The sequence below is a fragment of the Microbacterium sp. W1-4-2 genome, from assembly GCF_058349885.2.
Window position 1 is genome coordinate 27702 of record NZ_JBYRJC020000002.1, and the last position, 10158, is coordinate 37859.

At 69.5% G+C, this 10158-nt stretch carries 10 protein-coding genes; 3 read left to right on the top strand and 7 right to left on the bottom strand.

Going from position 1 to position 10158, the window contains the following annotated elements; all coding sequences use genetic code 11:
- Window positions 1–35: 35 nt before the first annotated feature.
- From AC3RX0_RS07945 to AC3RX0_RS07955, 3 genes are all read right to left on the bottom strand, one after another.
- Window positions 36–890 carry a carbohydrate ABC transporter permease gene (locus AC3RX0_RS07945; RefSeq protein WP_491505438.1) on the bottom strand — a complete coding sequence of 285 codons (855 nt, stop codon included), beginning with the start codon at window positions 888–890 and terminating at the stop codon, window positions 36–38.
- The gene (locus AC3RX0_RS07950) at window positions 887–1807 is read right to left on the bottom strand and encodes a carbohydrate ABC transporter permease (RefSeq protein ID WP_491505439.1); all 921 of its coding nucleotides are present in this window, start codon (window positions 1805–1807) and stop codon (window positions 887–889) included. Before AC3RX0_RS07950 ends, AC3RX0_RS07945 begins: the two co-directional genes overlap by 4 nt.
- An 83-nt stretch (window positions 1808–1890) precedes the next feature.
- Complete coding sequence (locus AC3RX0_RS07955) at window positions 1891–3192, bottom strand: ABC transporter substrate-binding protein (RefSeq protein WP_491505440.1); 1302 nt, start codon at window positions 3190–3192, stop codon at window positions 1891–1893.
- 114 nt (window positions 3193–3306) lie between these two features.
- Here AC3RX0_RS07955 and AC3RX0_RS07960 point away from each other — a divergent pair, with 114 nt between their 5' ends.
- On the top strand, window positions 3307–4104 hold the full coding sequence (locus tag AC3RX0_RS07960) for an SDR family NAD(P)-dependent oxidoreductase (protein WP_491505441.1): 798 nt from the start codon (window positions 3307–3309) through the stop codon (window positions 4102–4104).
- Between the two features lie 14 nt (window positions 4105–4118).
- Window positions 4119–4934, top strand: coding sequence for a FadR/GntR family transcriptional regulator (locus AC3RX0_RS07965; RefSeq protein ID WP_491505442.1), 816 nt, complete (start codon window positions 4119–4121; stop codon window positions 4932–4934).
- On the opposite strand, the gene AC3RX0_RS07970 is transcribed toward AC3RX0_RS07965, so the two are convergent.
- Together AC3RX0_RS07970 and AC3RX0_RS07975 are read right to left on the bottom strand one after the other, a co-directional pair.
- Window positions 4922–5662: an SDR family oxidoreductase gene (locus AC3RX0_RS07970; protein WP_491505443.1), complete on the bottom strand. Its 741-nt coding sequence runs from the start codon at window positions 5660–5662 to the stop codon at window positions 4922–4924. The genes AC3RX0_RS07965 and AC3RX0_RS07970 overlap by 13 nt on opposite strands.
- Before the next feature lie 8 nt (window positions 5663–5670).
- The gene (locus tag AC3RX0_RS07975; RefSeq protein ID WP_491505444.1) at window positions 5671–6447 is read right to left on the bottom strand and encodes an enoyl-CoA hydratase; all 777 of its coding nucleotides are present in this window, start codon (window positions 6445–6447) and stop codon (window positions 5671–5673) included.
- A 116-nt stretch (window positions 6448–6563) separates the two neighbouring features.
- Between AC3RX0_RS07975 and AC3RX0_RS07980 the strand changes: the two genes are divergently transcribed.
- Window positions 6564–7850, top strand: coding sequence for a threonine/serine exporter family protein (locus tag AC3RX0_RS07980; protein WP_491505445.1), 1287 nt, complete (start codon window positions 6564–6566; stop codon window positions 7848–7850).
- A gap of 507 nt (window positions 7851–8357) precedes the next feature.
- Here the strand turns inward: AC3RX0_RS07980 and AC3RX0_RS07985 are convergent.
- Together AC3RX0_RS07985 and AC3RX0_RS07990 are read right to left on the bottom strand one after the other, a co-directional pair.
- Window positions 8358–9398: an Ldh family oxidoreductase gene (locus AC3RX0_RS07985; protein ID WP_491505446.1), complete on the bottom strand. Its 1041-nt coding sequence runs from the start codon at window positions 9396–9398 to the stop codon at window positions 8358–8360.
- A 10-nt stretch (window positions 9399–9408) separates the two neighbouring features.
- The gene (locus tag AC3RX0_RS07990; protein ID WP_491505447.1) at window positions 9409–10155 is read right to left on the bottom strand and encodes a cupin domain-containing protein; all 747 of its coding nucleotides are present in this window, start codon (window positions 10153–10155) and stop codon (window positions 9409–9411) included.
- Window positions 10156–10158 lie beyond the last annotated feature (3 nt).

Below are 10158 nucleotides of genomic sequence, written 5' to 3' on the forward strand. Positions count from 1 at the left end.
CTCCTTGTTCCCGGCGTCCCTGTCTGCGGCATCCCTCAGCCCTTCGTCGCGCCCGCGGTCAGGCCCGACACGATGTACTTCTGCGCGAACAGGGCGATCACGATGATCGGCAGCGTCATGATCGTCGAGGCCGCCATGATCGATCCCCAGTCGATGCTCGCGTACGAGACGAAGTCGAACACGGCCACCGGCAGCGTCTTGGTGTGTGCGCCGGTGAGCACGAGGGCGAACATGAAGTTGTTCCAGGAGAAGATGAACGACAGGATCGCGGCCGTCGCGATGCCGGGCACCGACAACGGGAGCAGGATCCGCCAGAACGCCCCGATGTGCGTCAGTCCGTCGACCAGCGCCGCCTCTTCGAGCTCGGTGGGCATCGAGTCGAAGAACGACATCATGATGTACACGCTGACCGGGATCAGGATGAACATGTGCGACAGGATCATCACCCCGTAGCCGCCGATCCATCCGAGGTTGGCGAACACGTAGTACCACGGGACGAGCAGGCTGATGCCGGGGATGATCCGCGCCAGCAGCACGACCAGTGCCGACTTGCGCATGTTGAAACGGCTCATCGCATACGCGGCGGGCACGCCGAGCGCGAGCGAGATCAGCACCGCCCAGAACGCGATCCAGAAGCTGTTGAACACGAACTGCAGGTAGGTGTCGTTGCCGAAGACGTTCGCATAGTTGTCGAGGATCGGCGCGAACCGGAAGGGATGGCTCGTGTCCTGGATGTCGACATTGCTCTTGAACGATGCCAGCACCATCCACAGCAGCGGCACCAGGAACGTGATGACGATCAGGGCGATCATCACGGCGCGGAACGAGCGGTACCCGTTGCCGCGGCGGCGTCGGGTCGGAGCCGATCCGGCGAGAGCGGAGGCGGTCATGACTTCTCCTTTCGGCGAAGGGTGAGCAGCCACATCGAGATCAGCACCATCAGGAAGAACAGGACGAGCACCGCCGAGGCCAGCCCGAAGCTGTTGTACTGGAAGCTCAGGGTGTACGCGTAGATGTTCAGCGTCTCGGCCTCGTGGAACGATCCACCGCCCTGCCCCTTCACGGCGTAGAGCAGGTCGAACGTCTTCAGAGCATCGATCGCGCGGAGCATGATCGCGACGAGGACCACCGGGCGAAGCAGCGGCAGCGTGACGAACCAGAACCGCTGCCACGCATTCGCCCCGTCGATGCGCGCGGCCTCGTCGGGCTCGTCGGACAGCGACGTGAGTCCTGCCAGCAGCACGATCGCGATCATCGGCGTGAACTCCCACACGTCGACGAAGATCAGCGTCGGCAGCGTGGTCTCGGGACTCGAGAACCAGGGTTGCGGGGGGATGCCGATCCACCCGAGCACTTGATTGGCGAATCCGATGTTGGGGTCGAAGATGAGCCGCCACATCATCGCGATGGCCACGGGCGTCGCCACGAACGGCAGCAGCACGATGACGCGCACGATGGACTGCGCCTTGAAGGGGCGCCAGAGCAGGAGCGCGATGATCATGCCGACGACCAGCTCCAGCGCCAGCGCCCCGACGGTGAACACCACGGTGCGCAGGACGGCCGGCCAGAAGCGGTCGGTGTCGGTCAGGGCCTTCGCGTAGTTCTCGAGCCCGACGAAGTCGAACGGCGCGCGCACCGAGCCGAACGAGTTCGTGAAGCTGAGGTAGACGGTCCAGCCGATCGGGAAGGCGATCAGCAGGACGGTGAAGATGATGGCGGGCGAGGAGAAGAGCCACTTGCGGTGGTCGTTCATCCAGCGCGAGATCCGCTCCCTGGGAGGGAGCGTGCCGGGTGCGGTGACGGTCATGTTGCCCTTCGCAATCGAGCGGCACGACGGCGGGTCTCGTCCGGCGGTGTCGGGGCACCGCCGGACGAGGGTCGCGTATCGGCCTACTTCTCCGAGTCGAGCAGTGACTGGAACTGCTGGTTCGCCTTGTCGGCGGCGGCGTTCGAGTCGCCGCCGGTGATCGCGGCCACGAACGGTGCGCCGACGATCTCGCGAGCCTGTGCGACGGCCACGACCAGCGGACGGTCATAGCCCACGCCGTTCTCGGCGTTGGCGGCGATCGCCTTGGCCAGGTCGGCGGGGAAGCTCGCCGTCGCCTCGGAGTTCGCCCACACGGACGTGCGCGCACTCGGGGTGCCGTCCTTCTGCATCTCGAGGGTCATCTGCGGGCTGGTGGCCCACTTGATGAACTTCCAGGCGTTCGCCTGGTTCTTCGAGTTGGCGTTGATGCCCAGGGCCCACGACGCCACGTTGTACGGCTTGGAACCGGCCGGTCCCGCCGGGAACGCGGCATAGCCCACCTGGTCGGCGACCTTGGACTTGGCCGGGTCGCTGAGGTTCTCGTAGAGGCTCGACGCGTCCGTCTCGAACGCCGCCTTGCCCTGCTGGAAGATCGCCATCGCCTCGGGCCAGCTCATGTCGGTGTTCACCTGTGCGGGACCGTAGTCACGCAGCAGCCCGCCGTAGTAGGCGTAGGCCTGCTTGGCGGCATCGGTAGCGATCGCGGACTTGCCGTCGGCATCCATCCAATCGCCGCCGAAGCTGTACAGGAAGCCGGAGAACTGCGTCACGCCCGCAGAGGCCTGCGTGCGCGAGACGAAGCCGGCCACGCCCGGGTTCTGCTCCGAGATCTTCTTGGCCGCGGCCTTCAGCTCGTCCATGGTCTTGGGCACCTCGAGGCCGGCCTTCTGCAGCAGGTCCTTGCGGTAGTAGAGGATCTCGTTCTCGGTGATCAAGGGCACCCCGACGACCTTCTTCTCGTACGTGGTGACGCTCACCGGTCCGGGCTGGAAGTCGCTCCAGTTCCACTGGGCGTCTTCTTTCACGCGGCTCGTCAGGTCGAGCAGGTAGTGGCTCTTGGCGAAGAGCTTGCCGACCTGCAGCGGCCGGTACATCATGACGTCGACGTCGCTGGAACCGGCGTTCAGCTTCACCTTGTAGCTGTCGGCGAGCTGGTCTTCGCTGAGTTGGGTCAGCGTGACCTTCAGGCCGCTCTGCTTCTCGAACTCGGGGATCTTCTTCTTGATCGCCTCGGTCCAGACGTGGTTTGCCAGCGTGACGTTCAGCGTCTTGGATTCGCTGCCGTTGTCGCCGCCGCCGTTGCTGCTGCACGCGGTGACGGTGCCGGCTGTCAGCAGTGCCGCACTGGCGACCGCCGCGAATCGGATCAGGGTATGGCGCTTCATTGCATGCCTCCTTGGAGTGGCGCGCCGGGCAGCGCACCTGAGAGATGACTCTCGAGTAGAGTATAAGTATTACGTATCAGCGCAGATAACCAAACGGTAACGATCGGAGAAGGCATGCTCATCGATCTGCACGAGAAGGTGGCCGTGGTCACCGGAGCCGGCCGCGGAATCGGCAGGGACATCAGCATCGGCCTCGCCCGCGAGGGGATGATCGTCGTCGCCCTGGACGTCACCGACGCCGCCGTGGCATCCGTCGGCGCCGACCTGCGCGCGATCGATCCCCGGTGCCGCACCTCTGCGTGCGACGTGCGCGACGCGGCCCGCGTCACGCAGGTGATCGAGGACGCCGCAGCCGGCCTCGGCCGGATCGACCTGCTCGTGAACAACGCCGGCGTCGTCGACGACGCCCCGATCGACCAGGTCGACGAGGCGAAGTGGGATCTCGTGAGCGACGTCAACGTCAAGGGGACGTTCCTCATGTGCCGTGCGGTCATCCCGGTGATGAAGGCGCAGCGGTCGGGTCGCATCGTGAACGCCGCCTCGTTCGCGGCGATCGTCCCACGCGTGGGCGGCGTCGCCTATGCGGCATCCAAAGCGGCCGTCGCGCACCTGACCCGCGGACTTGCCGGCGAGCTCGGTCCCTGGGGGATCACCGTCAACTCCTACGCCCCCGGGATGATCCCGACCGACATGAACCACTTCACCGAGCGCCCGCCCGCCGAGCAGGACGCGCTGCTGGACACGCTGACGCTGCGCCGCTGGGGCAGCACGGACGACATCCTGAACCTGATCTGCTTCCTCGCCTCCGATCAGGCCGCGTACATCACGGGTACGCTCATCGATATCAGCGGCGGCAAGCTGGCGACGCAGCTGCCCCACGAAGCCTACGAACTCGCCCGCGACCGGAAGTGACCCGCCACCTGCCCATGACTGACGATCCCCGCTCGCGCGCCCGGAACCGGCCGGCGGCACGAACACACGCGCACGCGGCGGCCCGCGCCGGCATGAGCGGTGGCGTCGACCTGCATTCGCGCGTCGTGGAGGACGTCGGGCAGCGAATCATCAACGGCGAGCTCGCCGAAGGCGAGATCATCTTCGCCGAGCATCTGTGCACGCGGCTGAACATCTCCCGCTCGGTGGTGCGCGAGGGGCTGCGGACGCTGGGCTCGCTGGGGCTGATCCAGTCCCGCCCGCAGCGCGGGACCCGCGTGCTGCCGCGCGACAACTGGGACCTGCTCAGCCCCTACGTCATCCGGTGGCGGGGGCAGGGGCCCGACTATCTGCAGCAGATGCACGAGATGCTCGAGCTGCGCCTCGGGATCGAGCGTGCGGCCGCGTTCCTGGCCGCCGCGCACATGGCGGACGAGGAGGCGGCGGCCATGGCCCGTGCGGCGGCCGCGATGAAGTCGTCGTTCGAGTCCCGCGACACGTACGGCTACTTCCGCGCCGACGCCGAGCTGCACCGGCTGCTCCTGGAGGGGTCCGGCAACGCCGTCCTGGCGCAGTTCGCCGACACCGTCGCGGCCATGCTGCGCCTGCGCGGAGCCACGAGCCCCCTGGTCTACTCGCCGGACGGCATCGAGGCGCCCACCCTCGGTCTGCACATCGCGCTGGCCGACGCGCTCGTGCGACGCGACCGGGGCGCGGCGGCAGACCTGGCGGAGCGGATCATCCTCGACACCCTCCGAGAGGTCGACACGGTCTCGGACGCCCCGCGGGGCGAGGCGGATCAGCGTCCGTAGGAGTGGCTCTCGATCGGCGAGATCACCAGCTCGTTGATCGACACATGGCGGGGCAGTCCGAACACGAACTGCACGGCCCGGGCAACGTCTTCGGGCTGCAGCATCCGGTCGCGCTGTTCGCGCGTGGGCACCGTCGGGCGGTTGTCGATCAGCGGTGTGTCGATGTCGCCCGGGCACAGCAGGCACGCGCTGATCCCGTGCGGCCCCTCCTGGTCGTTCAGCGCCTCGGTCAACGCCTTCAGCGCGGTCTTGCTGGCCGAATAGGCGACGCCGGCACCGCGGCCGTGCGTCCATCCCGCCCATGACGAGATGACGACGATCCGGCCGGCTCCGCGCGCGCGCATGTCCGGCAGCACGCGGGCGATGCCGCGGGCGACGGCCGTGAGGTTCGTGTCGACGACCGCGGCGAACTCCCCCATCTCCAGGTCCGCCCATGACCGGTTCCGCACGTTCAGTCCGGCGGAGTACAGCAGCTCCGACACGGGGCCGTGCTCGGCGGCGATCGACTCGGCCGCAGCGTCGACGGCTGCGGCATCCGTCGCGTCCAGCGCCCGCACGCTCGCCGAGCCGCCGCGCGCGGCCACCTCGTCGGCCAGCGTGCGCAGCAGGCCCTCGCGGCGACCGCTGAGCACGAGATGCCGTTCGGGCCCCGCCAGGGCCAGCGCACTCGCACGGCCGACGCCCGAGGTGGCGCCGATGATCCAGGTGACGGTCGCGTGATCTGTCATCGGATTGCTCACCGGTTCTCGAACTCGGGGGCGCGCTTCTCGCGGAAGGCGGCCATGCCCTCTTTCTGATCGTGCGTGTCGAACAGGCTCGCGAACACGTGGCGCTCCAGGCGCAGGCCTTCGGCGAGCGTGGTCTCCATCGCCGCGTCCAGCGCGGCCTTGGCCGCGAAGACGGCGGGCAGGGACTTCGAGGCGATGGTCTCGGCGGTCTTGGATGCCTCGTCCAGCAGATCCGCGGCCGGAACCACGCGCGACACGAGGCCGGCCCGCTCTGCCTCGGCCGCGTCCATCAGGCGGCCGGTGAGCACGAGCTCGGCGGCCTTGTAGTACCCGACCGCGCGGATGAGCCGCTGCGTGCCGCCCATGCCGGGGATGACGCCGAGGTTGACCTCGGGCTGGCCGAACTTCGCGGTGTCGGCGGCGAGGATGATGTCGCACATCATCGCCAGCTCGCATCCCCCGCCCAGCGCGTACCCCGACACGGCGGCGATCACCGGCGTGCGGACGGCGGCGAAGGCCGCCCAGCCGCCGAAGTGGTCGCCCATGACCATCTCGAGCCCCGTCTTGGACTCCATCTCCTTGATGTCGGCGCCGGCGGCGAACGCGCGCTCCGAGCCCGTGAGGACGATCGCGCCGATGCCGGGGTCGGCGTCGAATCCGGTCGCGGCGTCCACGACGTCGCGCATCACCTGCGAGTTCAGCGCGTTGAGTGCTTCGGGGCGGTTCAGGGTGATCCACCCGACGCGTCCTCGCGTCTCGGTCAGGATCGTGGCGTAGTCGGTCATGCTCCCCATCGTGGCACGGCGAGCCGCGGCATCCGCCCCCGGCGCGTGCCCGTGCATCGCGGCGCGGCGACGTGACAGGATCGACGGGACGACCTTCCCACCGTTCCCGAGGCCCGATGAGTCCGCTCACTCCCCACACGCCCGACGCACCGGCCCACACCCGCGGCGTCCTCGATCTCGCGATCCGACTCGCGACCGTGCAGCTCGGCTCGGGCGCGGGCGCGCAGGATGCCACACTCACGATGTCGGGTGTCGCCCGGGCCTATGGGCTGACCGGGGTCGACCCCGACGTGACGCACACCGAGCTCACCCTGAGCTGGACCAACCCCAGCACCGACGAGTCGCTGTCGCGACGGCACTTCATCAAGCAGCGCGACCTCGACTACCACCGGCTGTCGCAGGCCGCCGCGCTGTACGCACAGATCGACGAGCGCGGCATCGACCTGCCGGACGCGCGTCGCGAGCTGCTGCACATCGTCCGCGGCCGTCCGCTCGTGCCGACCGTGGTGCGGCGGCTCGGATGGGGCATCGTGGGCGCGGGCGCGGCCGTCCTGCTCGGCGGCGGCGCGCTCGTGGCCGCTGTCGCGTTCATCGCCGCCGTGCTGCTGGACGTCGTCACCGGCGCCCTCGGCCGCCGCGGCGTGCCGCTGCTGTTCCAGACCTTCGTGGGCGGAGCCATCGGACCGATCGCCGCCGTGCTCGTGCATCTGGTCAGCCCCGAGGCATCCGCGACCCTCATCGTCGTCGCGACGATCGTCGTGCTGCTGGCCGGAGTGACGACGTTCGGCGGCGTGCAGGACGTGCTGACCGGGTTCTATGTGACCGGGATGGCGCGGCTCGCCGAGGCATTCGTCGCAACGGTCGGCCTTGCCGGCGGCGTGATCGCCACGTCGGTGCTGCTGAACCGCGTGAGCGCCCCGATCGCGATCCGGGTGAGCGAGGCGCAGCTCGAGCGCGACCCGCTGATCGCGGGCATCGCCGCGGTCGTGATGGCCGCCGGCTTCGCCCTGGCCGCGCAGCTGCCCTGGCGGGCGCTGTGGGCGGCATGCGCGCTGGGCGTCATCGCCACGCTGCTGTATCTGGTGTGCACGCAGGGGCTGATCGACCCCGTCTGGTCGTCGGGGCTGGCGGCGATCGGCGTCGGGGTGGCGGGGTCGCTGTGCAGCCGCATCACCCGCACGCCCGTGCTGCCGCTGATCGTGACCGCCGTCGTGCCGCTGCTGCCGGGGCTCCTGCTGTTCAACGGCATGATGCAGGTCGCCTCGAGTCAGGTCGACGGCCTGTTCGACGTGTTCCGGGCGGCCTCGGTGGCCGGAGCGCTGGCGGCCGGCTCGATCTTCGGCCACTACATCGTGCGCTACGTCACCGGCCACACCCGCACGCTGCGGCTCGGCAAGCTCTGAGGCGCTGTGCGTGGCGGCCGCATGCGAGTCGCCGCGCGACCGGTGCCGTGCGGCGTGCGCGGTTGTTCTCAGGAGGGCATTCAACTTCCGGTTCACACCGAGCGCCGTCCGATGCACCGTTCAGAACGCCGTCGGGTAGGCCGTCCAGAACAACGCCGTCCCGAACGCCGTCCGGAAGTGCCGCTTGGCGGCGTTCATGCGACCAGACGGGCCGGCATATGGTCGGCCCTCTGACGAACGCCGTCCCGAACAGCCGCATCACGTCGCCGAGGCGGCAGTTCCGGACGGCGTTCCAGCGCGAGACCGCGTGGCGCGGCACGGCGCCGGCCCCACACGCATCGGGCGACGGTCCGGCAGTCGAGATCGCGCAAACGGCGCACCACGGGCGGTCCGCCGCGCAGTTTGCGCAATGTCGACGCCATGGCGGATGGATGCCGCGGGTCGCGCGAACTGCGCAGCCCCGGCCACGAGCGGCACCCGGCCATGACGTGACCGCGGGCGCCGGCCTCAGAGCCCGAGCGGCACGCCGCAGGCGCCGGCGAGCGCTGCGAGGTCGTCGCGGGTCTTGGCAGGCAGATGGATGCCGCGACCCGCGGCCAGATTGCGATTCTCGAGTTCGCCCGGGTAGAGGATGTCGCCGCTCCCGGGGGCCGGGCGCACCGCCTTCACCTGGTCGATCAGACGACGCATGCGCTCGTCGAACGTCGCACGCGGGCCGAACGCCTCGATGTCGATCGCGATCGCCAGGTGTCCGGCCCCGCTGTGCGCGTCGGGCTGCCAGGGGCCGCCGACGTCGAGGCCGAACGACGAGCCGGTGAGCACGCCCGAGAAGACGTCCATCATGAACGAGATCGCATAACCCTTGTGGCCCGCCATCGGCAGGACCACCCCGCCGCCCAGCGCCGCATGTGGATCGGTCGTCGGGTGGCCCGCGGCATCCAGCGCCCAGCCTTCGGGAATGGGCACGTCCTTCTCGGCGGCGGCGTAGATCTTGCCGCGTGCCACACCGGTGTTGGCGATGTCGAGCACGGCGACGCCTCCGTGGCCGTCGGGGGCGGCGAACGACCACGGGTTGGCGCCGACGGCCTTGTCGATGCCGCCCCACGGCGCCATCGCCGGCGATCCGTTGGTGGTCAGGATCGCCGCGCACCCCGCGGCCGCCGCACGGCGGGTGAAGTAGGCCGCCGTGCCGAAGTGGTTCGAGTTGCGCACGCCGACGGCCCCGATCCCGTGCCGTCGGGCGCGTTCGACGGCGAGGTCCATCGCCCGCGCGGTGACGACCTGGCCCACTCCCGCGTTGCCGTCGATGCTGACGAGGGCCCCGAGGTCGTTCAGCACGGTCAGGCGCGTGACCGGCGTGATCCGCCCGGTGCGCAGGCGCTCGACGTACCAGGGCAGGCGCAGCATGCCGTGCGAGGGATGTCCCCACTGCTCGGCGACCACGAGTGAGTCGGCGACCAGTTCGGCGTCCTCATCCGGCACGCCCAGGCTCGCGAGCACGCGCGCGCCGAACGCCCGCAGGTCGTCGGGGGTGACCGTCGTGTCCATGATCGTCTCCTCAGAGTCCCTTGAGCACCGGTCGGTCGTGCACGACCGTGGGCGGTTCGGCGAAGTACTCCCCCACGAGCGCGCGCCACTGCGCGTAGTCAGCGCTGGAACGGAACCCGTCGACGTGATCGGCGAGACTGTCCCACTCGATGCACAGCACATAGGTCGCGGGTTCTTCGAGGATGCCGCGCAGCTCGAGGCTGCGGCATCCCACCGCCCGCTGGAACACCGGCACGGCCCGGGCGACGGCCGCTTCGAAGTCCTGCTCGGCGCCGGGCCGCACCCGGATGCGCGCGGTCTCGCGGCACGGTGCGGCTTCGGGCGCGGCGACGCCGGCTTCGTCGTCGACTCGGCGCACCTCGCCGGTCGCGGCGAGCCGGCGGGTGGCGTCGACGGAGGCGTAGGTCCACAGGATCGCCATCGGCTCGGTCTCGGACGCGTTCTCGAAGTGGTGCGGGATGTTCGCGGGCACGAACGTCGTGTCGAGCCGCTCCAGCCGCGTGCGCACGCCGTCGATGTCGACGATCGCGGTGCCCTCGACGATCACGACACTCTCGACGCAGTTGTGACTGTGGTGCGCGATCGCCGCCGCCGGCTCGAACCTGGTGATGCCGTTCAGGAACCCGGTGGCGCCGATCTCGCGGGTGACCAGCGGCGTCGTGCGGGCGCCGTTCCCGCGATCGATCGTGGGCAGCTCGCCCGGCCGCAGAATGCGCGGCTGCCAGGTCGGGTCTGTGTTGATCGGGTCTGTGTTCATCGG

What these genes read in the sequence shown, in the direction of transcription:
- AC3RX0_RS07945 (WP_491505438.1), bottom strand. Translation starts at nt 890, where the DNA reads ATGACCGCCTCCGCTCTCGCCGGATCGGCTCCGACCCGACGCCGCCGC.
- AC3RX0_RS07950 (WP_491505439.1), bottom strand. Translation starts at nt 1,807, where the DNA reads ATGACCGTCACCGCACCCGGCACGCTCCCTCCCAGGGAGCGGATCTCG.
- AC3RX0_RS07955 (WP_491505440.1), bottom strand. Translation starts at nt 3,192, where the DNA reads ATGAAGCGCCATACCCTGATCCGATTCGCGGCGGTCGCCAGTGCGGCA.
- AC3RX0_RS07960 (WP_491505441.1), top strand. Translation starts at nt 3,307, where the DNA reads ATGCTCATCGATCTGCACGAGAAGGTGGCCGTGGTCACCGGAGCCGGC.
- AC3RX0_RS07965 (WP_491505442.1), top strand. Translation starts at nt 4,119, where the DNA reads ATGACTGACGATCCCCGCTCGCGCGCCCGGAACCGGCCGGCGGCACGA.
- AC3RX0_RS07970 (WP_491505443.1), bottom strand. Translation starts at nt 5,662, where the DNA reads ATGACAGATCACGCGACCGTCACCTGGATCATCGGCGCCACCTCGGGC.
- AC3RX0_RS07975 (WP_491505444.1), bottom strand. Translation starts at nt 6,447, where the DNA reads ATGACCGACTACGCCACGATCCTGACCGAGACGCGAGGACGCGTCGGG.
- AC3RX0_RS07980 (WP_491505445.1), top strand. Translation starts at nt 6,564, where the DNA reads ATGAGTCCGCTCACTCCCCACACGCCCGACGCACCGGCCCACACCCGC.
- AC3RX0_RS07985 (WP_491505446.1), bottom strand. Translation starts at nt 9,398, where the DNA reads ATGGACACGACGGTCACCCCCGACGACCTGCGGGCGTTCGGCGCGCGC.
- AC3RX0_RS07990 (WP_491505447.1), bottom strand. Translation starts at nt 10,155, where the DNA reads ATGAACACAGACCCGATCAACACAGACCCGACCTGGCAGCCGCGCATT.